Annotated in this window: 22 protein-coding genes and 1 pseudogene; 5 read left to right on the forward strand and 18 right to left on the reverse strand. The window is 69.7% G+C overall.

The features are described 5' to 3' along the window. Position 1 precedes the first annotated feature (1 nt). From ftsZ to mraZ, 13 genes are all read right to left on the reverse strand, one after another. Positions 2–1,204, reverse strand: a complete 1,203-nt coding sequence (ftsZ, locus tag AACX88_RS10080; protein WP_339392873.1) for a cell division protein FtsZ — start codon at positions 1,202–1,204, stop codon at positions 2–4. A 234-nt stretch (positions 1,205–1,438) separates the two neighbouring features. Then, the gene (locus AACX88_RS10085; protein ID WP_339392874.1) at positions 1,439–2,185 is read right to left on the reverse strand and encodes a cell division protein FtsQ/DivIB; all 747 of its coding nucleotides are present in this window, start codon (positions 2,183–2,185) and stop codon (positions 1,439–1,441) included. Positions 2,186–2,190: 5 nt separating this feature from the next. Next, positions 2,191–3,591, reverse strand: coding sequence for a UDP-N-acetylmuramate--L-alanine ligase (murC, locus tag AACX88_RS10090; RefSeq protein ID WP_339392875.1), 1,401 nt, complete (start codon positions 3,589–3,591; stop codon positions 2,191–2,193). Between the two features lie 2 nt (positions 3,592–3,593). Continuing rightward, positions 3,594–4,694: a UDP-N-acetylglucosamine--N-acetylmuramyl-(pentapeptide) pyrophosphoryl-undecaprenol N-acetylglucosamine transferase gene (locus AACX88_RS10095; protein WP_339392876.1), complete on the reverse strand. Its 1,101-nt coding sequence runs from the start codon at positions 4,692–4,694 to the stop codon at positions 3,594–3,596. 1 nt (position 4,695) lies between these two features. Next, positions 4,696–6,210 (reverse strand): putative lipid II flippase FtsW, encoded by a 1,515-nt coding sequence (gene ftsW / locus AACX88_RS10100; protein ID WP_339392877.1) that lies wholly within the window; start codon positions 6,208–6,210, stop codon positions 4,696–4,698. A gap of 1 nt (position 6,211) precedes the next feature. Then, positions 6,212–7,732, reverse strand: coding sequence for a UDP-N-acetylmuramoyl-L-alanine--D-glutamate ligase (murD, locus tag AACX88_RS10105; protein WP_339392878.1), 1,521 nt, complete (start codon positions 7,730–7,732; stop codon positions 6,212–6,214). Next, positions 7,722–8,813, reverse strand: a complete 1,092-nt coding sequence (gene mraY / locus AACX88_RS10110) for a phospho-N-acetylmuramoyl-pentapeptide-transferase (protein WP_339392879.1) — start codon at positions 8,811–8,813, stop codon at positions 7,722–7,724. Before mraY ends, murD begins: the two co-directional genes overlap by 11 nt. Continuing rightward, the gene (locus AACX88_RS10115; protein WP_339392880.1) at positions 8,810–10,276 is read right to left on the reverse strand and encodes a UDP-N-acetylmuramoyl-tripeptide--D-alanyl-D-alanine ligase; all 1,467 of its coding nucleotides are present in this window, start codon (positions 10,274–10,276) and stop codon (positions 8,810–8,812) included. The genes mraY and AACX88_RS10115 overlap by 4 nt, the downstream gene beginning before the upstream one ends. A 1-nt stretch (position 10,277) precedes the next feature. After that, entirely contained in the window at positions 10,278–11,843 is a 1,566-nt protein-coding gene (locus AACX88_RS10120) for a UDP-N-acetylmuramoyl-L-alanyl-D-glutamate--2,6-diaminopimelate ligase (protein WP_339392881.1), read from the reverse strand. After that, on the reverse strand, positions 11,840–13,603 hold the full coding sequence (locus AACX88_RS10125) for a peptidoglycan D,D-transpeptidase FtsI family protein (RefSeq protein ID WP_339392882.1): 1,764 nt from the start codon (positions 13,601–13,603) through the stop codon (positions 11,840–11,842). The genes AACX88_RS10120 and AACX88_RS10125 overlap by 4 nt, the downstream gene beginning before the upstream one ends. A 72-nt stretch (positions 13,604–13,675) precedes the next feature. Continuing rightward, entirely contained in the window at positions 13,676–14,215 is a 540-nt protein-coding gene (gene ftsL / locus AACX88_RS10130; protein ID WP_339392883.1) for a cell division protein FtsL, read from the reverse strand. Then, complete coding sequence (gene rsmH / locus AACX88_RS10135; protein ID WP_339392884.1) at positions 14,212–15,174, reverse strand: 16S rRNA (cytosine(1402)-N(4))-methyltransferase RsmH; 963 nt, start codon at positions 15,172–15,174, stop codon at positions 14,212–14,214. The genes ftsL and rsmH overlap by 4 nt, the downstream gene beginning before the upstream one ends. Positions 15,175–15,342: 168 nt before the next feature. Next, positions 15,343–15,774: a division/cell wall cluster transcriptional repressor MraZ gene (gene mraZ / locus AACX88_RS10140; protein WP_339392885.1), complete on the reverse strand. Its 432-nt coding sequence runs from the start codon at positions 15,772–15,774 to the stop codon at positions 15,343–15,345. 454 nt (positions 15,775–16,228) lie between these two features. Here mraZ and AACX88_RS10145 point away from each other — a divergent pair, with 454 nt between their 5' ends. The 3 genes from AACX88_RS10145 to AACX88_RS10155 are packed head-to-tail and all read left to right on the forward strand — an operon-like array spanning position 16,229 to position 20,836. Continuing rightward, the gene (locus AACX88_RS10145; RefSeq protein ID WP_339392886.1) at positions 16,229–17,218 is read left to right on the forward strand and encodes an AAA family ATPase; all 990 of its coding nucleotides are present in this window, start codon (positions 16,229–16,231) and stop codon (positions 17,216–17,218) included. Positions 17,219–17,222: 4 nt separating this feature from the next. After that, on the forward strand, positions 17,223–18,371 hold the full coding sequence (locus AACX88_RS10150; RefSeq protein ID WP_339392887.1) for a DUF58 domain-containing protein: 1,149 nt from the start codon (positions 17,223–17,225) through the stop codon (positions 18,369–18,371). After that, entirely contained in the window at positions 18,335–20,836 is a 2,502-nt protein-coding gene (locus AACX88_RS10155) for a transglutaminase TgpA family protein (protein ID WP_339392888.1), read from the forward strand. Before AACX88_RS10150 ends, AACX88_RS10155 begins: the two co-directional genes overlap by 37 nt. A 24-nt stretch (positions 20,837–20,860) precedes the next feature. Here the strand turns inward: AACX88_RS10155 and AACX88_RS10160 are convergent, their stop codons facing one another. The 3 genes from AACX88_RS10160 to dinB form a co-directional block, all read right to left on the reverse strand. Next, positions 20,861–21,475, reverse strand: coding sequence for a YdcF family protein (locus AACX88_RS10160; RefSeq protein ID WP_339392889.1), 615 nt, complete (start codon positions 21,473–21,475; stop codon positions 20,861–20,863). 117 nt (positions 21,476–21,592) lie between these two features. Further along, positions 21,593–22,006, reverse strand: a complete 414-nt coding sequence (locus AACX88_RS10165) for a DUF3040 domain-containing protein (RefSeq protein WP_339392890.1) — start codon at positions 22,004–22,006, stop codon at positions 21,593–21,595. 177 nt (positions 22,007–22,183) lie between these two features. Beyond that, positions 22,184–23,422, reverse strand: a complete 1,239-nt coding sequence (dinB, locus tag AACX88_RS10170) for a DNA polymerase IV (protein ID WP_339392891.1) — start codon at positions 23,420–23,422, stop codon at positions 22,184–22,186. Between the two features lie 102 nt (positions 23,423–23,524). On the opposite strand from dinB, the gene AACX88_RS10175 reads away from it, so the two are divergent. Both AACX88_RS10175 and AACX88_RS10180 read left to right on the forward strand, forming a co-directional pair. Then, on the forward strand, positions 23,525–24,019 hold the full coding sequence (locus AACX88_RS10175; protein WP_339392892.1) for a hypothetical protein: 495 nt from the start codon (positions 23,525–23,527) through the stop codon (positions 24,017–24,019). After that, entirely contained in the window at positions 24,016–25,149 is a 1,134-nt protein-coding gene (locus tag AACX88_RS10180) for a polyprenyl synthetase family protein (protein ID WP_339392893.1), read from the forward strand. Before AACX88_RS10175 ends, AACX88_RS10180 begins: the two co-directional genes overlap by 4 nt. Positions 25,150–25,152: 3 nt before the next feature. Here AACX88_RS10180 and AACX88_RS10185 read toward each other — a convergent pair whose 3' ends face one another. Together AACX88_RS10185 and AACX88_RS17655 are read right to left on the reverse strand one after the other, a co-directional pair. Continuing rightward, positions 25,153–25,425: an Rv2175c family DNA-binding protein gene (locus AACX88_RS10185; RefSeq protein ID WP_339392894.1), complete on the reverse strand. Its 273-nt coding sequence runs from the start codon at positions 25,423–25,425 to the stop codon at positions 25,153–25,155. A gap of 27 nt (positions 25,426–25,452) precedes the next feature. Continuing rightward, positions 25,453–25,572 (reverse strand): annotated as a pseudogene (locus AACX88_RS17655) (IS30 family transposase); the annotation flags it as partial.

The following is a 25,572-nucleotide window of genomic DNA, read 5'->3' on the forward strand; positions in this document are numbered from 1 at the left end:
GTTATTTGAGGAAGTCCGGGATGTCGAGGTCGTTGTCGAGACTCGACGTGCTCCGCTCGTTCGGCAGCGAGGTGGGGATCTGGTGCTCCTCACGACGCGGCTCGTCGCGACGCGGCTCGTCGCGACGCGTGTCCGTCTCCGGGGCGGCGGGTTCGAAGGACTCGTCGCGCTCGGACTCGGCGTCGACGGCCGGCGCCGAGGTCGAGGCGGCGACGCCTGCGGGAACCGCTTCGACGACGGTCGACTCCTGGTTGGGCACCGTGTTGTCGAAGCCGGCGGCGATGACCGTCACGCGGCATTCGTCGCCGATGTTGTCGTCGATGACGGCGCCGAAGATGATGTTCGCCTCGGGGTGCGCGGCCTCCTGGACGAGGCGGGCGGCCTCGTTGACCTCGAAGAGGCCGAGGTCGGCGCCGCCCTGGATGCAGAAGAGCACACCGTGGGCGCCGTCGATGCTCGCCTCGAGCAGCGGGGAGGCGATCGCGGACTCGGCGGCCTGGACGGCGCGGTCGTCGCCGGTCGCAGCGCCGATGCCCATGAGCGCGGTGCCCGCGTCCTGCATGACCGACTTGACGTCGGCGAAGTCGAGGTTGATCAGCCCGGGCACGGAGATGAGGTCCGTGATGCCCTGGACGCCGGAGCGCAGGACCTCGTCGGCGGAGCTGAAAGCTTCGACGACGGAGACGCTGCGGTCGGAGATCGAGAGCAGGCGGTCGTTGGGGATGACGATGAGGGTGTCGACCTCTTCGCGCAGCGCGGCGATGCCGGCTTCGGCCTGAGCCGAACGGCGGCGGCCCTCGAAGGTGAAGGGGCGGGTGACGACGCCGATCGTCAGTGCCCCGAGCGACCGGGCGACCCGGGCGACGACGGGAGCCGCACCGGTTCCCGTGCCGCCGCCCTCGCCGGCGGTGACGAAGACCATGTCGGCGCCTTCGAGGGCGTCGCGGATCGCGTCCTCGCTCGACTCGGCGGCCTTGCGGCCGATCTCCGGGTCGGCTCCGGCGCCGAGACCGCGCGTCTGGTCGCGGCCGATCTCGAGCTTGACGTCGGCGTCGGAGAGGACGAGCGCCTGCGCGTCGGTGTTGATGGCGATGAACTCCACGCCCCGCAGGCCGACGTCGATCATCCTCTGCACAGCGTTGACACCGCCGCCGCCGGTACCGGCAACCTTGATGTCCGCTCCGGATTGTGGGAATTCAGCCAAGTCGGTTCCTCGTCTCACGTGCATCGTCCACGCTGTCTCAAGCGTGCATTGTTCGAAGTCTTAGCCCAGAGGCTATTTGCCCGGGCGCTGCCACTGCAACCATTCTCCCCGGAGTGTCGGACATCGGAAAGTCTCAGCCTCGGTGTGTCGGGGCCAATCGCGCCAGTCGGCGCGTCGGTCGGCGCGCCAGTCGACGCGTCTGTCGGCGTCCCAGTCGGCATCTCGGTCGGCTTCTCAGTCGGTGACCGGCACCGAGGGCACGGAGACATCGATCTCCGACCGGCCGTCGGCGGCGAGCTGGATCGCCGTCTGCATCTTCAGGCTCGCATTCGCGCTGTCGCCGAAGATCACCGAGGCCTTCGCTTTGCCCGTGTCGATCGTCCCGGACAGGCCCTCGCTGCCCGTGGCCGCGACCGTGCTCAGCTGCCCGCGCAGCTGCGGGCTGAGCGCGGACATGAAGCGGACGACGGCGGCGATCGTCTCCTCGTTCGGCGCGGCGGTCTCGAGCACGGTCAGCCCTTTCGGGGCCTTCTCGACGGTCCCGAGGTCGACCGCCTCGGCGTCATAGAGGGTGAACCCGCCGGCTTCGGCGATCGCGATGACGGGGGTGCGGTCGGTGATGTCGATCCGGATGCCCCGCGGGCCCGAGTAGTGGACGGAGGCGTCCTCGGCGCGGGGGAACTGCTTCTCGACCTCGGCTTCGATCCGGCCCGGGCGCAGCTGCGGCAGCGGAGTGCCCTGGTGTTCGGCGAGGACGAAGTCGGAGACCTCGGCCCCGGAGACGAGCTCGGAGTCCTTGACCGTGACCGTCTCGAGCGCGAGCAGCGGGGAGAACCAGGCGACGGCGGCCACCGCGGCAAGCAGGAGCACGAGGCCCGCGGCGATGAGGCGGCGCTTCCAGACCTCACGGCGGCGCAGCCGGATGACCTCGGTGAGGTCTGCCGTGGACTCGTCGCCGACCCGCGGGGGTGAGAGCGGCACGGGGCTCACTTCTCCAGGACGGCGAGGAGTTCGGGTCCGAGGATCGTCACGTCGCCGGCGCCGACGGTGAGCACGAGGTCGCCGGGGCGCACGCGCTCGGCGACGAACGGCACCGCGTCGGCGAACGATTCGAGGAAGGTGACATGGGAGTGCGGCACGCGTTCGGCGATGAGGTTGCCGGTCACCCCGGGCACGGGGTCCTCCCGGGCGGGGAAGACGTCGAGGACGACGACCTCGTCGGCGAGCCCGAGGGCCTGCCCGAACTCCTCCTTGAACTCCATGGTCCGCGAGTAGAGATGCGGCTGGAAGATCGCCCACACCCGACCCTCCTCGGCGACGACTCCCCGGGCGGCGGAGAGCACGGCGCGCAGTTCGGTGGGATGGTGGGCGTAGTCGTCGATGACGCGCACTCCCCCGGCCAGGCCCCGCTCCTCGAAGCGCCGACGGGTCCCGCCGTAGCCGGCGAGTCCGGCCGCGGCCTTCTCGACGTCGGCGCCGAGGCTGAGCGCCACCGCGATCGCGGCCGTCGCGTTGCGGGCGTTGTGGGCTCCCGGCTGCCGCAGGGTCACCGGCAGCGGGGTCTGACGACCGGGGAGGGCGAGTGAGAACTCCGAACCGAGCCCGGAGACGAGGTCGAGGATGCGCACGTCGGCGCCCTCGGAGGTGCCGTAGAGGAGGACCTTCGTGCCGGCGGCGCGGGCGTGTTCGGCGACGTCGAGGGATCCGGGGTCGTCGGCGCACGCGATGACCGTGCCCCCGCGCGCTCCGATCCCGTCGCAGAACTCGATGAAGGCAGCCCGGACGTTCTCGGCGGTGCCGTAGTGGTCGAGGTGGTCGGCTTCGACGTTGGTGAGGATGCCGATGGCCGGTTCGTAGAGGAGGAACGAGCCGTCGGACTCGTCCGCCTCGGCGACGAAGACGTCCCCGGTGCCCAGGTGGGCGTTCGTCCCCGTCGTCGAGAGCACTCCGCCGATGACGAAGGAGGGGTCGAGCCCGCAGGCCTGGAGGGCGACGGTCGTCATCGACGTCGTCGTCGTCTTCCCGTGGGTGCCGGCCACGGCGACCCCGGTCGAATCCGCCATGAGCGAAGCGAGCGCCCCCGACCGGTGGAGGATCCGCAGGCCGCGCGCTCGGGCGGCGACGAGTTCGGGGTTGTCCTCCCGGATCGCCGAGGAGACGACGAGGGTGTCGGCGTCGCCGAGGTGGTCCGCGGAGTGGCCGATGCTCACCCGGGCGCCGAGGGCCCGGAGGATGTCGACGACGGCGGACTCCTTCGCATCGGAACCCGAGACCTTCACCCCGTTCATCGCCATGATCCGAGCGATGCCTGACATGCCCGAACCGCCGATGCCGATGAAGTGGACGGCTCCGAGTTCGGCGACGGGGACGATCTGCGCTGTGCTCATAGTCAACCTCTCAGGGCGGAAACGGTGATCTCGGCCATTCTGGCCGCGGCATCGGTGGGGTAGGCGAGGTCGGCGGCGGCGCGGCTCATCCGGCTCAGGGCCGCAGGATCAGCCAGCAGGGGCAGGACGACCTCGGTCACGGTCGCCTCGGTGAAGGCCGCGTTGTCGACCACCTGCGAGGCCCCGGCCTCGAGGCTGCCGGAGGCGTTGAGCCGCTGCTCGCCGTTGCCGATCGGCAACGGGACGTAGATCGCGGGCACCCCGGCGACCGTCGTCTCCGCGACCGTCGCGGCCCCGGAGCGGGCGACGAGGAGGTCGGCGGCCGCGTACGCCCGGTCCATGCCGTCGACGTAGTCGACGACGTGATAGTCGGGCAGATCAGCGGTCGCGGCCTGCAGCGCCTCGCCCTTGCCGGCGCCGGTGATGTGGAGGACCTGGACTCCGGCGGCCTGGCACGCGGCGGCGGCTGAGAGGAACGCCTCGTTGATCCGCTGTGCTCCCGAGGAACCGCCGGTGACGATGAGCACGGGCTTGCCCTCAGCCAGACCGAGTGCCTGCCGGGCGGCTGCGCGCACGGCCTCGTCGCTGCGGTCGAGTCCCGTGATCGAGGAGTGCATGGGCATCCCGACGAGGGCGGAGTTGCGCAGCTTGGTCCCGGGGAACGTCACCCCGACCCGGCCGGGTTTCGTCAGGGTCGCGCCGAGGCGGTTGGCCATGCCCGGTTTCGCGTTCGCCTCGTGGATGACGATGGGGACCTTCGCCTGCTTCGCGGCGAGGTAGGCGGGCGGGCAGACGTATCCGCCGACGCCGACGACGGCGGTGACGCCGCGGTCAGCGATGATGCGGCGCACGGCTGAGATGTTGCCGGCGAAGCGCTGCGGGAAGCGCAGCAGGCCGCCCGAGAGCGAACGCGGCATGGGGACCTTCTCGATCGTGAGCAGCTCGAAGTCCGCGGCGGGCACGATCGTCGTCTCGAGGCCGTCCTCGGTGCCGAGCGCGAAGACGTCGACATCGGGGAGGCGGTCGCGCAGCTCACGGCCTATCGCGAGCATCGGCGAGATGTGGCCGGTGGTGCCGCCGCCGGCGAGCAGGATGCTTCTCACGTCATTTCCTCACTTTTCTGGCGAGTACGCCGAGGGAGGACCGCACACGGTCCTTGTGGGCACGGATCGCCTCGGCGGCGCCCTCCTCGGTGCGGGCGAAGGAGAGGATGATGCCCACGGCGAGCAGGGAGGCGATGATCGAGGAGCCGCCGTAGGAGACGAACGGCAGGGGCAGGCCGATGACGGGCAGGAGACCCGCGACGACGCCGATGTTGATGGCCGCCTGGCCGATCAGCCACGCGAAGAGACCCGCGGTCGTGATCTTGACGAACAGGTGCTGTGAGCGCAGCATCACGCGCAGCAGCCCGAAGGCGAGGATCGCGAAGACGAGGATGACGGCGATGGTGCCGAGGAGTCCGAGCTCTTCGCCGATGATCGCGAAGATGAAGTCGTTGTGCGCCTCGGGCAGCCACGACCACTTCTCCCGGCTGGCACCGAGGCCGACGCCGAACCAGCCGCCGGAGGCCAGGGAGAAGAGCCCGTGGTTGGACTGCCACGCCTGGCCGGTCGTGTCGATGGCCGCCTGGTCGGCGTGCCCGGTCAGGGCCAGGGTGAGCCGGTTGAGGCGGTTCTCGGAGCTGAGGACGAAGAACGCGGTGACCGCGGCCAGACCTGCGGCGAGCAGGGCGAAGTACTTGCCGGGGAAGGCGCCGACGAACAGGCAGGCCAGGGCCATCGCCATGAGCACGAGCGCGGTGCCCAGGTCGTTGCCGGCGACGACGAGTCCGATGGCCGCGGCGATGCCGGGGACGACGGGGATCATCGCGTGGGTGAATGTCGTCATCTTCCCGAACTTGTTCGCCAGCACGCAGCCGAGCCACACGGCGAGTGCCACCTTGAGGAACTCCGAGGGCTGGAGCTGGAAGGCCCCGATCTGGATCCAGTTCGCGTTGCCCTTCGTCGATTTGCCGAGGCCGGGGAGGAACACCGCGGCCTGCATGAGCAGGCCCAGCCCCATGGCCGGCCACGCGAGCTTCTTCCACAACGAGAGCGGCACGAGGGAGGCTGTGACAAGGAGGACGAGGCCGATGCCGACGAATCCGGCCTGCTTGTTGAAGTAGGCGAACGAGGAGCCCTCTCCCCCGTCGTACGAGGTGATCGAGGATGCCGAGAGGACCATGACGAGTCCGAGCCCGGTGAGTAAGAGGACGGAGAGGAGGATGATGTAGTACGTCGCCAACGGGTGGGCGGACACGCGTGAGTACTCGGAGCCGATCGCCCGCAGCAGGGCCCGGCCGGGGAACCGCTTCCGTGTCGTCGATCCCGCCGAGGCGGTCGGGCCGGCCGTCTGAGCGCTGGTCCTCGCCTTCGCCGAGGCTGCTTTCGCCGTCGCGGCGTTCGACGTCCGCGGCTTCGCCTTCGAGGCGGAAGTCTTCTTCGCGGGCGACTTCTTCGCAGGGGCCTTCGCCTTCGCGGTCGCCTTCTTCGCAGGGGCCTTCGCCGTCGTCGTCGCGGCGGCCGCAGAGGACGTCGGTCGGCGGCGTGCTCCCGGGTTCGCGGTGCTCTGCCGGCCCATGTCAGCGATCCTTGACGGCTCGGGCGAAGAGATCGCCTCTCGTGGTGTAGTCGAGGAACTGGTCCATGCTCGCCGCGGCGGGGGCCAGGAGCACGGTGTCACCGGGTTCGGCGAGGTTGGCGGCGGCATCGACGGCGGCGGCCATGACGGCGGCTCCGCGGTCGCGCGGATCCTCAGGGTCCGCCTCGGCGAGGGCAGGATCGATCCGGACGATCCGCAGATCGGGCGCGGCCGCTGCGGCAGCGGTGCGGAACGCGCTGTCGTCGGCGCCGATGAGGACGAGCGCCTTGAGCCGCTGCCCGTGGTCGGTGAGGAGCTCGGTGAAGTCGGCGCCCTTGGGCAGTCCGCCGGCGATCCACACGATGTCGTCCAGACTGCCCAGAGAGGCGTCGGCGGCGTGCGTGTTCGTCGCCTTCGAGTCGTCTACCCAGCGGATCCCGCCGGAGTCTGCGACGGTGACCATCCGGTGCGCCCCGGGTGCGTGGTCGCGCAGCCCCTGCGCGATCGCCTGCCCGGGCACGTCGATGCTGCGGGCCAGGGCCGCGGCGGCCAGGGCGTTGGCGATCTGGTGGTTCGCAGGCCGCACGCCGGGAGTGCCGGCGGCCTGGGCGACGTCGGCCAGGGAGGCGAGTTCGGCGGCGGCGGTGTAGCGCTGCGGGATGAAGGCCCGGTCGACGAGGAGGTCGTCGACGACGCCGAGCTCGCCGGCCCGGGGGATCTCGGTGGTGAAGCCGATCGCGCGGGCCCCGGCGACGACCTCGGCGTCCTCGACCATGCGCAGGGTCGCCTCGTCGGCGGTGTTGTAGACGCAGGCCGTGGTCACGTCGTGGTAGATCTTCGCCTTGTCCGCGGCGTACGCTGCGGCGCTGCCGTGCCAGTCGAGGTGATCGGGGGCGATGTTGAGGACGACTGAGGAGGTCGCCGACATCGAGAACTCCCAGTGCAGCTGGAAGCTCGAGAGTTCGATCGCGAGCACTTCGAGTCCGGGTTCGAGGACGGCTTCGAGCAGCGGGGTGCCGATGTTGCCGCAGGCCTTGGCCCGCAGTCCGGCGGCCAGAAGCATCGATTCGAGCATCGTCGTCGTCGTGGTCTTGCCGTTGGTGCCGGTGATCGCGAGCCACACGGCGTCGTTCGTCCCCCGGATCCGCCACGCGAGTTCGACCTCGCCGATGACGGGGACGCCGGCTGAGATCGCGGCGGCGAGCACGGGCTGGTCCGGTGCCCAGCCGGGTGAGGTGACGACGAGGTCGAAGCGTCCTTCGGGCAGGGCGGCGACGGCGTCGGGCCCGCGTCGGATGTCGACGTCGAAGACCTCGAGGATCTGGATCCTCTCCGTAAGGTCCCGCTTCGCGTCGCCGTCGATGACGACGACCTCGGCGCCGCGTTCGGCGAGGTGGACGGCGGCGGGGAAGCCGGTCACGCCGAGGCCGGTGACGAGGATCCGCAGACCTGCCAGGGACGAGGACGGTCCGTTCAGGGCCGCCGGGACGGCCTCATAGCTCAGGGCGGGGTCAGTGGCCAACGCGGGAGACCCATTCGGCGTAGAAGAGGCAGATGCCGGCGATGACGAAGAGGGCGGCGATGATCCAGAAGCGGACGACGATCGTCACCTCTGCCCACCCTTTGAGTTCGAAGTGGTGCTGGAGCGGGGCCATCCTGAACACCCGCTTGCCCGTGGTCTTGAACGAGGCGACCTGGATGATCACGGAGAGCGTGATGATGACGAAGAGCCCGCCGATGACGAGGAGGAGCAGCTCGGTGCGCGACATGATCGCCAGCCCCGCGATGGCGCCGCCGATCGCGAGCGAGCCGGTGTCGCCCATGAAGATCTTCGCCGGTGAGGTGTTCCACCACAGGAACCCGAAGCAGGCCGCGGCCATGGCTCCGGCGACCATGGCGAGGTCGCGGGGGTCGCGCATGTAGTAGCACGCGTTCGTCGCCTCGGACATGAGGTTGCAGTTCTGCGTCGACTGCCAGGTCCCGATGACGACGTAGGCGGCGAAGACGACCACCGAGGCGCCCGCGGCGAGCCCGTCGAGGCCGTCGGTGAGGTTAACGGCGTTGGAGACGGCGGTGACGATGAGGTTCGCCCAGATGACGAAGAGGATGAGCCCGAGGACGCCCCCGGCGAAGGCGAGGTCGAGGTTGGTGTCGCGGATGAACGAGATCTTCGTCGACGCCGGGGTCTCCTCGAACGAGTTCGGGAACTGCAGGGCGAGGACGGCGAAGGAGATGCCGACGAACGCCTGGCCGAGCAGCTTCGGGACGGGGCGCAGACCCAGCGACCGCTGCTTCTTGATCTTGATGAAGTCGTCGAGGAAGCCGACGACGCCGAGACCGGCGGCGAGCCAGAGGACGAGGAGGCCCGAGGCGGTGGGCACCGAGCCGGTGAGCAGATGCCCGAGGAGGTAGGCGATGATCGCGGCGCCGATGATGACGACGCCGCCCATCGTCGGGGTGCCGCGCTTCGTCGCATGCGTGGTCGGACCGTCATCGCGGACGAACTGGCCGTAGCCGCGCTTGACGAGGACCCGGATGAACAGCGGGGTGCCGACGAGCGCGAGGATGAGGCTGACACATGCTGCGAGCAGAACCGCGATCATTGGGCCCCCGAGACGCCGGCGATTTCGTCCCCGAGATACCGCAGACCGGCATCGCGGGAGGACTTGAACAGGACGATGTCCCCGGCGGCGAGCTCCGCGGTGAGCAGATCCTTCGCCTCGGCGACGGTGGCCACCCACGTCGCCTCGTTGCCCCATGAGCCTTCGAGGTTCGCGGAGTTGAAGATCGGCTTCGCACCTTCTCCGACGACGATCGTGCGGGTGATGTTGAGGCGGACGACGAGTTCGCCGATGTCCGAGTGCGCGGACACGCTCTCGTCCCCGAGTTCGAGCATCTCACCGAGCACGGCGAAGGTCCGCCTGGGTCGGCTGTCCGCATCGCCGCGGCCCATTGCCGCAAGCGCTTTGAGGGAGGCCCGCATCGATTCGGGGTTGGCGTTGTAGGCGTCGTTGAGCACGGTCACGCCGGACGGCGAGTCGATGAGCTCCATCCGCCACCGGCTCGCCGCCGAGGAGGTCGCAAGCGTCGTGACGATCGACTTGACCCCCACCCCGCACGTGCAGGCCACGGCGGCCGCGGCCAGGGCGTTGCCGACGTGGTGTTCGCCGACGAGGGCCAGGCGCACGTCCTGCGGTTCCTCACCGGGCAGGTGGAGGACGAACGAGGGATGTCCGGAGGCGTCGGTGGAGATTCCCGTCGCGCGCACGACCCGGTCGTCGTCTCCGACCCACTCGGGCAGGGACTCGCGCTGGGAGAACCAGAGGGTCTCGACGTCTGCGGCCAGGACCTCGCGCATCGCAGCGACCCGGGAGTCGTCGGCGTTGAGCACGGCCGTCGACCCGGCGATGAGCGATTCGACGAGTTCGGCCTTCGCGCGTGCGGTGTTGTCGATCGAGCCGAAGACGCCGGAGTGGGCGGTGCCCACGGCGAGTTCGACGGCGACGTCGGGGCGGATGAGACCCGTGAGGTAGGCGAGATTGCCGATCGAGCGGGCGCCCATCTCGAGGACGAGGAACCGTGTGTCCTCATCGGCGCGCAGGGCGGTCAGCGGCACGCCCACCTCGTTGTTGTACGAGTTCGGCGGCCACACGGTCGGTCCGACACCGGCCAGCAGGTCCGCGGTGAGGTCCTTGACGGTGGTCTTGCCGACGGAGCCGGTGATCGCGATGACCGTGAGCTCGCCGGCCGAGCGCAGCGCCTCGACACTGGCGCTGGCCAGCTGCCCGAGCGCCTCGGTGGCGTCGGTGACGAGCACGGTCGGCAGGGGGCTGTCGTCGACGGTGGGGACGGATTCGCCGATGATCAGGGCCGCTCCCGCCTCGACGGCGGCGGCGGCGAATTCGATGCCGTCGACGTTCTCACCTCGGCGGGCGACGTAGATGTCACCGGGTCCGATTTCGCGGGAGTCGGTGACGACTCCGGCGCTCAGCAGGGTTTCGGGGTCAACGCCGTACAACTCGCCGCTGACGGCGGTTGCGATCTCGGCTGCACTCAGTCGCTTCATATCAACTGTGAACTTTACCTGTTTCCGAGCCGCCGAGTCGCGCGCTCAGAGCCCTGCGTGTCCTCGACCGGTCGTCGAATTCGGTGACGACGCCGGCGATCGACTGCCCGGTCTCGTGCCCTTTGCCCGAGATGAGGACGGTGGTCCCCGGGGCCGCCGCGGCGACGGCTTCGTCGATGGCCGCACCGCGATCGGCGATTTCGATGACCTTCTTCACACGGGCGCCTCCGGCGGCGATCTCCGCGTCGATGCCCACGCGGACGGCGGCGCGGATCGCTGCGGGATCCTCGCTGCGCGGATTGTCGTCGGTGAGAACGATCACATCCGCGCCGCGTGCCGCGGCGGCCCCCATCCCGAAGCGCTTGCCGGGGTCGCGGTCGCCGCCCGCGCCGAAGACGATGACGAGCTCCTCGCTGTCGGCGGCGAGCGAGTCCAGCGCCTTCGCGATCGCGTCGGGAGTGTGCGAGTAGTCGACGATCGCCCGCGGCAGCCGCGCGAGCGCAGCGCCGCCGGCCTCGGTCTCACCCTGCGCCTCGGCGGTGATGATCTCCATGCGGCCGGGAACGGCGGCGGAGAAGGTCCGGCCGATCGCTGCGAGTTCGGCTGCGGACACGCCGGATTCGAGGAGCATCGCGGCAGCCAGGGCGGTGTTCGTGACGTTGAAGTCCCCGGGCAGCGGCGACCGCAGCGGCACCGAGTCACCGTCGGGCAGCACCAGGCTGAAGTCGGCTTCGCCCGGCACGTGCGCGATGCGCAGCTCGGCGCGGTCGTCGCGTCCGAGCGTGCGGACGGGGATCTGGCTGGCGGCGGCCATCCGCTCTCCCCACTCGTCCTCGACGACGATGACGCCGCGGTCGGAGAAGGCCCGCGTGAACAGGGCGGCCTTGGCCGCGAAGTACTCGTCCATCGAATGGTGGTAGTCGAGGTGGTCCTGGGAGAGGTTCGTGAACCCCGCGACGGCGAAGTGCGCTCCGTCGACGCGGTGCTGGCTGAGCGCATGGGAGGAGACCTCCATCGCGCACGTGTCGACCTCGGCGTCGCGCATCCGGGCGAAGAGGGCGTGGAGCTCGGGGGCCTCCGGGGTGGTGCGCACGCTGGGCACGGCCGTGCCGGCGATGAGCGTGGCGACGGTGCCGATGACCCCGGTGCGCCGGCCCAGGGCCTCGAGCATCCCTGCGAGCAGGTAGGTCGTCGTCGTCTTGCCGTTCGTGCCCGTCACGCCGAGGAGTTCGGGTCGGACGTCGGTGCCGTAGATCGCCGCGGAGACGAAGCCGAGCACGGCCCGCGGGTCGTCGACGACGAGGCCGCTGACACCCGCCAGGGTCTCGGCATCGACGTCGGCAGCGATGATCGCCCAGCCTGCGGGGTCGGTGAGGATCGCGTCGACGCCGCGGGCGATGAGCTCGGCGGCGAAGCGCGCCCCGTGGACGTTGGCTCCGGGCAGGGCCGCGTAGAGCTGGCCGGGTGTCACGGTGCGCGAATCGTGGGAGACGCCGGTGACGACCCGGTCCGGGTCGCCGTGGATCGTGCCGGGGGCTGCCGGGAGCAGCTGGGAGATGCGCATCATTTCCATTCTCGAGCAGGAAGGTCGGGTTCCGTCTGCGACGGGGGGATCTTGTAGTGCCGCATCGCGTAGCCGGCGACATCGGAGAACACCGGCGCGGCGGCGGTACCACCGTAGTAGCCCTTGCGCGGGCGCTGCAACGTCACCGAGATCGCATACTGGGGGTCCTCGGCGGGGATGACGCCGACGAACGAGGCGGTGTAGCCGTCGTAGCCGCCGCCTTCGGCTGCGGGAGCCTGGGCGGTGCCGGTCTTGCCCGCCACCCGGTAGCCGCTCACGGCAGCCGACTTGCCGGTGCCTTCGGCGACGACGCCTTCGAGCATGGCCAGCGTCTGGTCGGCGGCCTTCTCGCTGACCACGCGCGTGGTCTGGCCCGGCGGCACGGGGATCGTCTTGCCGGACGGGGAGATCGTCCCGTCGACGAGGCGGGAGGGAACGTAGACGCCGCCGTTGGCGATCGTCGCGACGACGTCGGTGGTCTGGATGGCGTTGGCCGCCACTCCCTGGCCGAACATCACGGTGTACTTCGTCCGGCCGTCCCAGTCCTGGTAGGGGTGGAGGATGCCGCCGGTCTCGGCGGGGAAGCCGATGGGCGACTTCGACCCGAAGCCGAACTTCTTCATGTACTCATAGCGCTGCGCCTCGGTCAGGGCCTGCCCGGCGAGGATCGTACCGGTGTTCGAGGATTCGGCGAGGATGCCGGCGAAGGTGAGCTTCTGGTCGGGGTGCGGGGAGGAGTCGCGGAACTCCTCGTCGTTGGGCGCCTTCCACGTGTCGGGGACCGTGAACTGCTGGTCGGGGGTGACGAGTCCCTGGTCGAGCAGGGCCGCGGCGGTGACCATCTTCGCCGTCGATCCCGGTTCGAAGACATCGGTGAAGATGCGGGAGCCGCGGTCGGCGCCGTCGACCTTGCCCGGATTGTTCGGATCGACGCTCGGTGCGTCGGCGGCGGCGACGAGGTTGCCGGTCTTGATCTCCTTGACGACGACCGACCCGGATTCCGCTTTGTTCTTCTTCACCTGCTCGGTGATCGCCTGCTGGGCGTAGTACTGCATGTTCGTGTCGATCGTCGTGCGGATGCCGTCGCCGTCCTTGGCCGCACGGATGTTGTTGTCCCCGAGCGGGATGATCTCTCCGCGGGCACCCCGTTCGTACTGCTGCTGGCCGTCCTTGCCGGAGAGCTGTTCGTCATAGGCGAGTTCGAGTCCGGCCTGCGCCTGGCCGTCGGAGCTGAGGAAGCCGACGAGGTTGCCGGCCACCGCGCCGGACGGATAGGAGCGGACCGCGTACTCCTCGGCGGAGATGCCGAGGATGCCGAGGTCGTCGACCTCCCGCCACGTCTCCGAGGTCAGACCCTTGGCCACGGGATTCCAGCGTTTGTCGCCGACGAGTTTGGGGTAGAGGACCCCGGGATCGGTCTTGAGCGGCCCGGCCAGCGCCTCGGCGGCACCCCAGGCGCCGAGCAGCTTGCCGTCCTTCTTGTACTGGGCGACGTTCTCCTGGTCGACGACGAGCTGGTAGCGCGAGACGCTGTCGGCGAGGACCGTGCCGTCGGCGGCGACGATCTGCCCGCGATCGGCCGGCAGGGTGCGGGTGACGAGCCGGTTCTCCAGCGCCTTCTCTGCGAGCTTCATCGAGTCCATGCCCTGGATGGAGAACAGGCGCACGTCGGTGATGACGAGGACGATGACGGAGAGGACGGCGATGATCGCGATGCGGCGGCGCAGATTGGGTGTCTTCGCCTCGCGTGTGCGCTTGGCCATGCCTGGTACCTCTTCGGCTCGGGTGTGTCTCGGGCGCGTCCCGCCGGGCGCTCTGGGTGCGGCGGGCGAGGATCAGTTGGGGGATTTCTGCGCGGGGGGCGCGATGTCCTTGCCCGGGCTGCCGCCGACGACGGGAAGCTTCTCATCCGATCGTAGATTGGGTCGGAGGTCATCGCGGGTATCGGCGCGCGGGCCGGGCACGACTGTCGGCTTCTTCTCACCGCTCTCGTCGATGGGCGGGGCGTCGATGACCTTCCCGGTCTTCGCGTCGAGGAACTCCGGGGAGGAGTCGCGGACGAGTCCGAGCTTCTCGGCGGTCTGCGCGATGTTCTGCGGGGATTCGCGGTAGGAGTTGTCCTCGACGAGGCGGTCCTTCTCCTCGACGAGCTTCTCCTTCTCCGCCCCCAGCTGTTCGATCTCGAACGAGGTGTTGGAGATGAAGATGTTGAGCAGGAGGACGGCGACGAGGGTGGCGACGATGATGCCGAGGCACAGCAGGGTGAAGGGCAGCTTCGACTTGGGCAGTTCGAACTTGAGCAGGCGCAGCGGCGTCGGGGCCGTCGTCACCTGCCTGCGGCGCTGGGGTGATGCTGTGGCGTGGGCGTGGCTCACGGCTGGTCCTCCCTGATCTTCTTCACGGCGCGCAGTCTCACGCTCTTGGCTCGCGGGTTGGTCTCGGCTTCCTCTTCACCTGCGACCTCGGCGCCGCGCACGATCTCCGTCAGCCACGGCTGCAGGTGCTCGGGCACGACGGGCAGGTCGGGCGGGGCCTGGCTGGTGGTGCCGGCCCGGAAGATCTTCTTCACGATCGTGTCCTCGAGCGACTGGTAGGACTCGATGACGGCGACTCCCCCGAGGTGGAGGGCAGCGAGCGCGGCCGGCAGTGCGGTGCGGAGGACGCCGAGTTCGTCGTTGACCTCGATGCGCAGGGCCTGGAACGTCCGCTTCGCCGGATGCGAGCGCTTCTTGCCCTCCGGCAGCACCCGGGCGAGCATCGCGGCGAGCTGCTCCGAGGTCTCCCACGGGGTCGTGGTCCGGTCGGTGACGATGATCTTCGCGATCTTCCCCGCCATCTTCTCCTCCCCGTACTCGCGCAGGATGCGGCGCAGCTCGGCCTCCGGGTAGGTGGCGAGCACCTCGGCGGCGGTGATCCCCGTGCTCTGGTCCATCCGCATGTCGAGCGGGGCCGGGCGGGAGTAGGAGAAGCCGCGTTCGTCCTCGTCGAGCTGGAGGGAGGAGACGCCGAGGTCGAGGAGGATGCCGCTGATCGCTGTGATCCCGAGGTCGGCAAGCACGGCGGGCAGTTCGTCGTCGACGGCGTGGACGATGTCGGTGCGGTCGGCGAAGGGGGCCAGGCGCCTGCCGGCGATGTCGATGGCCTCGAGGTCGCGGTCGATGCCGACGAGGTGGACGTCCGGGTAGGCCTGGAGGACCGCCTCGGCGTGCCCGCCCATGCCGAGTGTGCCGTCGACGATCACGGGGGTCAGGCCCTGCTCCCGGGCGGCGGCGACGCCGATGCCCAGCAGCTCGACCACGCGCTCGAGGAGCACTGGCACATGCGGTGCGTTCATCCGTGGGTCCTTCGTGCGTGTCGGTCGTTCTCGGGGGTCCTGCTGGAGTCGGAACCTTGTCCGCCGCGGCCCTGGCACCGGGGAAGTGTGTCAGGACGGTGAGCTTCGGAACCGGGGAAGTGCCCCGAATCTCAGCACACGGCGGGCAAGGATCGAACCCGAGCAGAATCAGATCACTCCGGGGATCACCTCGTTCTCGCGTTCGGCGAAGGCCTGCTGCGCTCCCACGAGGTAGTCCTCCCATGTCGGGGCGTCCCAGATCTCGACTCGGTTTCCCATGCCGATGACCGCGACCTCCCGATCGAGTGAGGCGTACTGCCGCAATATGTGCGGGACGGTGATCCGTCCCTGTTTGTCCGGCTGATCCGCAAATGCCGCCGACAGGAACACGCGCTGGTAGTCGCGTGCCTCCTTGTTCGTCTTCGGCGCGTTCTGGATGCGCTCATGCTCGGCCTCGAACTCCGTGGTGGGGAACAGGGTGAGGCAGTTCTCCTGGCCACGGGTGAGAACGAGTCCTGGCGAGAGCTCGTCGCGGAACTTTGCGGGCAGGATGAGGCGACCCTTGTCGTCGAGCTTCTGCATATGAGTGCCCAAGAACATGTCGTCTCACCCCTTTCGAAACCAATCGGCTCCGATAGCAACCACCCTACTCCACTTCCCTCCACCCTATCCAGCACCTCACCCCCATTTCCTTCAGTTGACCTATAAAACCGCAGGTCAGACCCGTGGAGGAAAGTGGAGAATATTTCCCATCGGCGCGTTCATCGGGTCCGTCGGACGGGTGGATCGACCCGCCTCGGCGCCGGGGCCCTGCGCTGAGATCCCCGGATTTCCGCGGATCCTCGCCGAGGTGGTGGGAAGTGGGGAGCGAAGTGGGGGTCCTGGTGGAGCGAAGTGGGGAGGACGGTGGGGAGGGTGGTGGGGAGGGTGGTGGGGCCGGGTGGGGAGGAGAGTGGAGCGCACCTCGTCGCAGGGCCCGCCTGCCCAGGAGGGACCTGAGTTCCTGAGAGGCTCCCGTGTGGATGCCGGGGGCGCGATAGGGAAGAATGGAGGCATGTCGACCAGCCAGGAAGCCACACAGACCAATCCCGTCATCGGCACCGAGCACATCGAATGGGTGCAGCAGCTGACCTCCCGCGCTCGCACGGCCATGAACTCCGTGCTCGAAGGCAAGGACGAAGCCGTCGGCCTCTCCCTCATCGCCCTCCTCGCCGGCGGACACGTCCTGCTCGAGGACGTGCCCGGCGTCGGCAAGACGCTGCTCGCCCGCGCCATGGGCAAGGTCGTCGACGGCTCGGTCCGGCGCATCCAGTTCACCCCCGACCTGCTGCCCACCGACGTCGTCGGGGTCAACCTGTTCAACCAGGAGACCCGCCACTTCGAGTTCCGCCGCGGCCCCGTCTTCGCCAACATCGTCATCGCCGACGAGATCAACCGCGCCTCCCCCAAGACGCAGTCGGCGATGCTCGAGTGCATGGCCGAGGGGCAGGCGACGATCGACGGCGAGACCCACACGATGCCCTCGCCGTTCATCGTCGTCGCCACGCAGAACCCGATCGACATGGAGGGCACCTACGCCCTGCCCGAGGCTCAGCGCGACCGGTTCATGACGCGGATCTCGCTCGGCTACCCGTCGGCCCGCGACGAGGTCGACCTCCTCGACAACCAGATCGAGCACGACCCGCTCGCCGCCGCGCAGGCGGTCACGAGCCTCGAGCAGATCGGTCAGGCCCGCGACATCGTCCGCCACGTCGGCGCGAGCCGCGAGCTGCGGGAGTACATCGTCGCGATCCTCCAGGCCAGTCGCAGCGATCAGGCGATCGTGCTCGGCTGCTCGCCCCGCGGCGGCGTCCACCTGCTGCGGGCGGCGAAGGCCCGTGCCGCACTCTCGGGCCGGACGTTCGTCACCCCCGACGACATCCAGGCACTCGCCCCCTTCATCCTCGCCCACCGCATCATTCCCCGCGACGGTGACGACTCCGAGCTCGCAGCCGATCTCATCGGCCGCGTGCTCGCCCGGGTGCCCGTCTCGACGAATCAGTGACGGCATGCGACTGAGCACGTCGGGAATCATCTTCGTCCTCGCCGGCGCCGCCCTCATCGTCGGCGCCTACCGGTTCGCCCTGTCCGGCCTGCTTCCCGCCGGTCTCCTCCTCATCGCCCTCGTGCTGCTCTCGGCAGCGCTCATCGGGTGGGGCACGCGGCGGATCTCGGTGACCCTGCGCACTCCCCTGCCCGAGGTCAGGCTCACCCCCGGCGCGGACCGCTACCCGCTGGCGCCGGAGGGCAAGGAGGTCGAGCTCGAGGCGATCGTCGAGAACACCGGCCACCTCGCGGTGCCCGCCTCGACGATCGACTTCGTCGCCGCCGCAGGCTTCGGGGACTCCACTGTCGGCGAGGTGCCGCCGCTGCCCGGCGGACGCGCGCAGACCGTGCTCACCTCCTTCACTCCGGGTCGCCGCGGGATCAGCGGCATCGAATCCGTGCTCATCACCGTCGCAGGTCCCTTCGGGCTGGTCACGGCGAAGAAGAAGGTCCTCGGCGCCTTCCCCATCGCCGTGGCGGTGCCGACCCTCGGCGGCCGGATTCCGCGCGAATCCGCGAACCGTCCCGCCCGCCTCGACGAGGGCAAGGTCCGGTCGGGTCACACGACGCGTGACTTCCACACCCGCGAATACGTGCCCGGCGACGATCTGCGCCACGTGCACTGGCCGACGACGGCGAAGTCGGGTGAGCTCATGGTCCGCCACGAGGCCGAGGAGGAGACGCTGCATGCGCTTATCGTCGTCGACCTCGCCGGGCCGGAGGGACCGCCTGACGACCTCGAGACGGAGTTCCTCCTCGCCGCGGCCGCCGCGGCCGGGATCGCCTTCCTGCGATCCGACTACGAGGTCTGCGTCGTCGCCCCCGGCCACGAGATCCGCTTCCGCGGGCAGCGCGACATCGACCGCCTGCGTCTGCTCACCGCGCTCATCGAGCCCGGGCCGAGCAGGCTGCCCGCCCATGACAATCCCAACCACGTCGTCATCTGCGCCGCCGACGACTCCCGCGCCGAGGCGATGGCCGCCCAGTTCTCGAGGCGGATCCCCATCACGGTGCGCAGTCTCTCCGAGATCGACGACATGACGATGCTCGGCCTCAGCGAGGACCTGCCGGAATCGTGGACGACCTTCGACTCGAAACGGGTGAGCCGATGACCGCCGATGTCTCCCAGACCGCCGAGACGAGGGCCTCGACCTGGCTCGAATCGCTCTCCGTCCTCCTCGCGATGGTGCTCACCGCGATCGGCCTCTCCGCGGTGTTCGCGGACTTCGACTGGCTGCCCTCGGTGCTCATCGCCGTCGTCCTCATCGTCGCCGTCGGCGCGGTCTTCCGCAGCATCGGCGGCCTGCGGTCGACGGGCACCGCCGTCATCGCGCAGTGCATCGTCGGCGTCATCGCCGTCCTCGTCCTCTGCGCACCCCAGACCCTGCTCTTCGGCGTCATCCCCACGGGCTCCTCGTTCGTCGCCGTCATGGACCTCCTCTCCTCCGGGGTGAGCGACCTCTACTCCTCGACGCCGCCGGCGGCGAGCACGCCCGGGTTCACGGCGATGCTGACCATCGCGTTCACCCTCATCACGATCCTCATCGACGGCCTCGTCTCCGACCTGCGCGCACCGAAGGTCAGCGGCGTCCTCCTCCTCGTGCTGTGGATGATCCCCGTCTTCTTCGCCCCCGCCGAGGTGCAGTGGTGGCATGTCGCGGCCATCCTCGCCGCGTTCCTCCTCCTCATGCTCAGTCCCTACTTCCCGGCGACGAAATGGCGCGGCGGGCTGACCGCGCTCGTGGCCGGCGCGATCGCCGTCGTCCTCGGCATCGGCCTGCCGACGATCCTGCCGACCGTGCCGACCCTGCCGGACCGGGCCTCGAACAACCAGGGCGACCTCACGGTGACGAACCCGTTCCTCGATCTGCGCTCGGACCTGGGCGATCGCTCCGATGCGACGCTGTTCAGCTACACGACGACCGCGGCCGATCCCGAGCCGATCAGGCTGACGTCGATCAACTCCTTCGACGGTCAGACCTGGGCGCCGACCCCGTTCGGGCTCGACCAGTTCGCGATCGCCGCCGAGGGCCTGCCGTGGCCGCAGGGTCTGCCGCGGAACAGGAACTTCACTGAGGAGCGCATCGACGTCACGATCGGCGACGACTACGACCAGCAGTACCTGCCGACCCCCTACGCCCCGCAGCAGCCCACGGGGCTCGACCGCCGGTGGATCTACGACGAGAAGTCGCTGACGATCGTCGGCAACGGGGAGAGGTCCGCGGGGCAGAAGTACTCGATGGACTACCTCTCGATCGACCCGGCCGTCGAGGACCTCCAGTCCGCGGCCCCGGTGAACGCGAGCGACTTCGAGACCGAACTCGAGGTGCCGGCGAGCCTGCCCTCGAGTGTGCGGCAGACCGCGGAGGACGTCACGGCCGGGGCGAGCAACCAGTGGGAGGCCGCAGTGCTGCTGCAGGCCTACTTCCGCAGCGGCGAGTTCGAATACTCCCTCGATGCCCCCGAGGAGGCCAGCGGCGATGCGATCTCCGACTTCCTCGCCGAGAAGAAGGGCTACTGCGTCCAGTTCTCCTCCGCCATGACGATCATGGCCAGGACCATGGGCATTCCCGCCCGCATCGGCGTGGGCTTCGGCGCCGGCGACAAGTCCGGTGACGGCTTCGAGGTCTCGATGCAGGATTCGCACGCCTGGCCCGAGCTCTACTTCGACGGGGTCGGCTGGGTCCGCTTCGAGCCCACTCCCGGCGGACCGGCCGGAGCCCCGCCCGCGTGGACGCTCGCCGACGGCAGCACCGGGAACTCCGAAGAGGAGACCGAGGAGACGGCTTCGCCGACCGAGGAACCCACGGAGACCGCCGCGGAGTCCGCCCCGGCCGAGACCGAGGAGCCGACGACGGCGGCCACGGACACCGCGGCACAGCCGGCGGCCGCGGACTACTCCACGATCGTCTGGGCCCTCGTCATCGCCGTGGCCATCCTCCTGCTCCTCGCGATCCCCGCGATCTGGAGGGCGATCCTGCGCAGCCGCCGTACCGGTTCGCCCGTCGACGTCGAGGCCGTGTGGACGGAGATCCGGGCACTGGCCACCGACTACGGTCAGAGCCTCGACCCGAGCCGTACCCTGCGCCACGACGAGCTCGTCCTCGCCGGTGGTCCCGCGCTCGCCGATCCGGTGGCACGTTCGGGCGCCAGCGGTGGCGCTGGTGCTGCGGGCGCGGCGTCTGCGGGCGCGGGCGCGGCGTCTGCGGGAGCGGCACCCGCGAGCGGCCGCGACGCCGACGGGCGCGTGCCCGCCGCTGCGGCGGCAACCGGATCCGAGAGTTCGCCGTCGGGAGGCGGCGATGCACCGCGGTCGGCCTCCGCGCTCGGACTCGACGCGCTGCGGCGTCCCGTGCCCTCGGGTCCTGCGGCCGGACGCGGCGCCGATACGGCTCTCGCCGGATTCATCGACGCCCTCGAAGCGAAGCGCTACGGCACGCAGCCGGTCGACCTCTCCCCCGCCGAGGCCCGTGCGGTCGTCGACGAGGTGCAGACGGACCTCTCCGATCATGCGACCCCGGGCAGCCGGATCCGGGCGAAGATCTGGCCGGCGAGCATCTTCAACCCGCCGAAGTGACGATCAGAGCCTCCGGAGTGGGAGTCACATCCTCCGGAGGCTGCGCAGTCCCAGCACCGCTTCGACGGGTTTGATCCACGGGATCTCGCCGAGGCGGTAGTCGGCTCCGCGGACGAGTCGGTCGGCGAGATCGGGGCGCAGGCTGCGCAGATGGAGACGTGCCTTCTGTGCGTGATGGGAGTTCGAGACGATCGCGATCGTCTCCGCGTCCTCGATGAGCGGGATCGCCGCGACGATGTTCTCCCATGTGCTCGTGCTCGTGGTATCGAGTCGGATGGGCCCGGTGAAGCCGAGCTCGTCCCGAGCGAAGCGCCGCAGGAGTTCGGCCTCGGGCACCAGACCTGCGACGGCGCCTCCGCAGAGGACGAGCACGCTCGACGAGGCGGCCGGATCGAGGGTACGGACGCCGGCTCGGGCGCGGAAGCGGTTGACGGCGTTGATGCGCTCGCTCGGGTTGCGGTAGCCGAGGACGACGACGACCTGGCGCCCGGTGCCTCGGCGTCTGCGACCTGAGGGTGCACCGCCGTCTGCGGCACCGAGTGCCCGCCGGCTCGCCACCCATGCCGCAACCTCCCCGAAGGCGACGAATCCGAGGACGAGCACCCCGAGCGCGGCACCGACAGCCCACCTGCGACGCATGCGGATTCCTCCCGACGACAGCGGAATGCTCTTCCCGGGGAAAGCGAAATGCGCCCTCCGCAGAGGACGCATTCTCTCAGTCATCGGCGAGCGCATCGCTCACGACGAAATGGCTGATCATTCGCCGCGCTGGCGCTTCTCCCACCGGTCTTCGATCCGGCTCATGAAGCCGCCCGAGGTTCCCTTGGAGTTCGACTTCTGGGCCGGGCCTCCTGTGGCGCCCTTCGACGCATTGCCCACTCGGGCGGGGCGGCTGAACGCCCAGTACATGCCTGCGACCATGAGGCCGAAGCCGACCACTCCGAGCGCGATCCAGGCGACGGCCTGATTGACCATCGAGATCGCGAAGATCGTTGCGGCGAGACCGAGGAGCGCGACGAGGATGCCCACGACGAAGCGCTTCGCGGAGAACCCGGGACCGCTCACTGCCGCCTGGGTTTCCGAGATGTTGCGTGCGAACCGGGGGTCTTCGCTGCGCAGCTGCTTCTCCAGCTGATCGAGAAGCTGCTGTTCGTGATCGGAGAGTGGCATGTCGAACCCCCGTTTCCTTACTCTGGTCCAGTGCCTCAATCATAGTCTCTGAACACTGAAAAAACATCTCAGGAACGGGGCCGCCCCCGGTATTCCCATCCCGCCCACAGACTCAGTCGCCCGGGGTGCGCGCGGCGCTGCCGAGCCCGCTGCCGCCGGTGCCGCGGCACCGGCTCCTCACCTGGGCTTGGACTGTCTGCGCAGGAGTGAGGCCTGGGAGATCGCCGCGGTGCCGAACCGCCGCCGGACATCGTCGAGGGCGATCTCCGCCTCCCGTCCCGCATGCTCGGGTTCGTCCAAGCGGGCTTGTCTCCCGCTGACGGCGAAGTCCATGAGTCCCGCCGCCCGCACCCCGAGCAGCCGCACGCCCTTCTGCCGCTGTGCGCGCAGACCGCGCAGCGCCGGACCCAGGGCTTCGTACATCTCCCGGGCGAGATCGGTGGGGGCATCGAGGGTGATCGACCGGGACAGAGTCGTGAAGTCGTCGAGGCGGTATTTGAGACCGAGCGTCGTCGCGACCTTCTCCTCCCGTCGGACCCGACGGGCGACCTTGTCGCACAGGCGCAGCAGTTCGTGTTCGAGTTCCGACAGCTCCCACACATCCGCACCGAAGGTGTGCTCGGCGCTGATCGACCGGTCCTTGACCTGCCGGTCGGCACCGCGGGAGTCGAGCCCGTGCGCACTGCGCCACAGATGGTGGCCGTGGACGCCGAAGACCCGTCCGACCCAGTCCTCGTCCATCGCAGCGAGGTCGCCGATGAGACGGATCCCGTACTTCGCGAACCCCTCCCGGGTCTTCTCCCCCACCCCCGGCAGCGCTTCGAGCGGCATCGGGTCGAGGAAGTCCTGCGTCGCCGCGAGCGGGACGAGGAGCTGGCCGTGGGGTTTCGCCCGTGCGGAGGCGAGCTTCGCGACGACCCGGGAGCCGGCGATGCCCACCGAGGCGCTCAGTCCCGTCCGCGCCTCGATCTCCGCCCGCAGCGCCGCGGTGATCGCCACCGGGGAGCCCAGACGGCGCACCGCACCGGAGACGTCGATGTAGGCTTCGTCGACGCTGACCTGGGCGACATCGGGGGTGACCTGGGCGACGAGATCGAAGACCTGGCGCGAATACTCGGAGTAGAGGCCGTGGGAGGGCGTGATCACCTCGGCGATGGGGCACAGGCCGAGCGCCCGGGACATCGGCATCGCGGCATGCACGCCGAACTCGCGGGCCTCGTAGCTCGCGGAGACGACGACGCCGCGACCGGCCCGACCGCCGACGATGACCGGCCGGCCGAGGAGTTCGGGGCGGGTGAGGAGCTCGACGGAGACGAAGAACGAATCCATGTCGAGATGGAGCGTCGTCGCACCGGTGTCGTCCGTGCCCAGATGCTCGAGGTCGCCGCCGGAGCGGGCCAGCTGTTTGCGGCTCATGTCCCACCCATGGGTCGGTCGGAGCCGAATCGGATCGTTCGGCTCCCGCGGGGGTCTGCAGGTAATCTGTCAATCATGGTATCGCGCAGGACTGTCACGACGATGACTCTCGCCCTCGGTCTCGCTCTCGCCGGCTGCACCGGCCAGACCGGTTCGACTCCGGAGGCCTCTTCCACTCCTTCTCCGACCGCCTCGGCGGGGGCATCCGCCGACCCGTCGGCCGACCCCTCGGCCTCCGGCAGCCCGGCACCGACGGAGACCGCGGCCGAGGACGCCGCACTCCCCGACTTCATGGCGCCCTACCCCGACGCCGAGGTGATCTCGAGTTCGCGTGCCCAGGCCGAGTCCGGCACGCTCGACGCCGTCAGCCTCGTGATGAAGGCGAAGGCCGAACCGAAGGACATCATCGCCTTCTACACCGACCGGCTGGAGAAGGCCGGCTTCGAGACCTTCGGCAAGGAGTCGATGACGAAGTCCGCGCAGGTCGTGAACTTCCGCCACAAGGACAACGACGGCATGCTCGTCATCACCGTCAGCGACGACCCCGACGAAACGCAGTCGTCGATCGTCTCCGTCGGCGGGAACATCGCTCCGTGAGCGCCGTCGAGCGCCTCGACGATCCCTCCGACATCGCCGCCGAGGTGGCGGCCGTCCTCGAATCCTTCCTCCGGTCCAAGGCGGCCGAGTTCGAGGCCATCTCGCCGGACACCGCGGAGATCGGGCAGAGCCTCATCGCGTTCACCCGCGGCGGCAAGCGCATCCGCCCGGTCCTCCTGTGGTGGGGGTACCAGCTCGTCGCCGGCCCCGAACCCGCCCCGGGTACGGCTGCGCGGACCGGACTCGCCGAGGCGGCCGCCTCCTTGGAGCTCCTCCACGCCGCCGCGCTCATCCACGACGACGTCATCGACCATTCGGACACCCGCCGCGGATCACCTGCCCTGCACCGGCAGTTCGAGGCCCTCCATGCGGAGCTCGGCTACGAAGGCGATGCGGAGGCGTTCGGGGTGGCCGCAGCGATCGTCATCGGCGACATCTGCCTGGCGCTGAGCGAAGAGCTCTTCGAATCCGCCCAGGACCGGCTCGGCGCCTCGATGCCCGCGCAGCGCCTGCGGGCCCAGATGCGCCGCGATGTCATGGTCGGTCAGTTCCTCGACGTCCGCGCCGAGGTGATCCCGCTGACCGATGAGCGCATCGGAGCCCGGGCGTGGGAGGTGCTCAGCTTCAAGGCCGCGAAGTACTCGGTCGAGCAGCCGCTCCTCCTCGGGGCGGCCCTCGGCGGAGCGGACGAGGCCCAGCTCGCAGGCCTGAGCCGCTTCGGTCTGCCCCTGGGACAGGCGTTCCAGCTGCGCGACGACGTCCTCGGCATCGTCGGGGATCCCGCGGCCACGGGCAAACCCGCCGGCGACGACATCCGGGAGGGCAAGCGCACCGTGCTCATCGCCGAGAGCCTGAAGCGGATGAGCCCGGAGCAGACACGGCTGCTGGCCTCCCGCCTCGGCGATCAGAGCCTGAGTGAGGACACGGTGGCCGAGACGGTCGCGATGCTGCGTGCCGTCGGCGGACTCGACGCGGTCGAGGAGATCATCGCCGCCCGCCACGATGCGGCGCTGACCGAGCTGGACTCATGGACCGACGAGGACGGCCCCGCGGCGGCGTTCCGGCTCGGCGAGGCGGCAGGGTCACGGCTGCGGGACTTCGCGCAGGCGCTCAGCTACCGGCAGCGGTGAGGCTCAGAAGGCGAGTGCCTGGGCGCGACGGCGGACTTCCTTGCGGTTGCCGGCACGCAGCAGGTCGATGGGGCGACCGGGCAGGGAGTCGTCGGGGGTGAAGAGCCACTTGATGGACTCCTCCTCGTCGAAGCCGGCGTCCTTGAGCGTGCTCAGCGTCCCTTTGAGCGGGGTGAGGACCTCGCCGTCGACGAAGAAGGCGCTCGGCACGCGCAGCACCTTGGGGTCGCCGTGCTTGTATCCGCAGATGGCGCCGTCTTCGAGCAGGCGGCGCACCTGGCTGACGCCCAGGCCCGGGCGATGTCAAGGCGTCGAAGCAACATGGGGCTCGCCGGCGAGCAGTCGAGCGAATGCCTCGGTGGGCGTGAGATAGCCCAGTCGGCGGCGGGGTCGATTGTTGATCTCCTCGGCGATGGTGGTGAG

This window comes from Brevibacterium metallidurans, assembly GCF_037101285.1.
Taxonomy (GTDB): Bacteria; Actinomycetota; Actinomycetes; order Actinomycetales; family Brevibacteriaceae; genus Brevibacterium; species Brevibacterium metallidurans.

Coding starts and splice junctions, on each gene's coding strand:
- mraY (WP_339392879.1), bottom strand. CDS start 8,813: ATGATCGCGGTTCTGCTCGCAGCATGTGTCAGCCTCATCCTCGCGCTC.
- dinB (WP_339392891.1), bottom strand. CDS start 23,422: ATGAGCCGCAAACAGCTGGCCCGCTCCGGCGGCGACCTCGAGCATCTG.
- AACX88_RS10175 (WP_339392892.1), top strand. CDS start 23,525: ATGACTCTCGCCCTCGGTCTCGCTCTCGCCGGCTGCACCGGCCAGACC.
- AACX88_RS10165 (WP_339392890.1), bottom strand. CDS start 22,006: ATGCCACTCTCCGATCACGAACAGCAGCTTCTCGATCAGCTGGAGAAG.
- rsmH (WP_339392884.1), bottom strand. CDS start 15,174: ATGAACGCACCGCATGTGCCAGTGCTCCTCGAGCGCGTGGTCGAGCTG.
- AACX88_RS10145 (WP_339392886.1), top strand. CDS start 16,229: ATGTCGACCAGCCAGGAAGCCACACAGACCAATCCCGTCATCGGCACC.
- AACX88_RS10120 (WP_339392881.1), bottom strand. CDS start 11,843: ATGATGCGCATCTCCCAGCTGCTCCCGGCAGCCCCCGGCACGATCCAC.
- ftsW (WP_339392877.1), bottom strand. CDS start 6,210: ATGGGCCGGCAGAGCACCGCGAACCCGGGAGCACGCCGCCGACCGACG.
- murC (WP_339392875.1), bottom strand. CDS start 3,591: ATGAGCACAGCGCAGATCGTCCCCGTCGCCGAACTCGGAGCCGTCCAC.
- AACX88_RS10115 (WP_339392880.1), bottom strand. CDS start 10,276: ATGAAGCGACTGAGTGCAGCCGAGATCGCAACCGCCGTCAGCGGCGAG.
- mraZ (WP_339392885.1), bottom strand. CDS start 15,774: ATGTTCTTGGGCACTCATATGCAGAAGCTCGACGACAAGGGTCGCCTC.
- AACX88_RS10125 (WP_339392882.1), bottom strand. CDS start 13,603: ATGGCCAAGCGCACACGCGAGGCGAAGACACCCAATCTGCGCCGCCGC.
- AACX88_RS10150 (WP_339392887.1), top strand. CDS start 17,223: ATGCGACTGAGCACGTCGGGAATCATCTTCGTCCTCGCCGGCGCCGCC.
- AACX88_RS10160 (WP_339392889.1), bottom strand. CDS start 21,475: ATGCGTCGCAGGTGGGCTGTCGGTGCCGCGCTCGGGGTGCTCGTCCTC.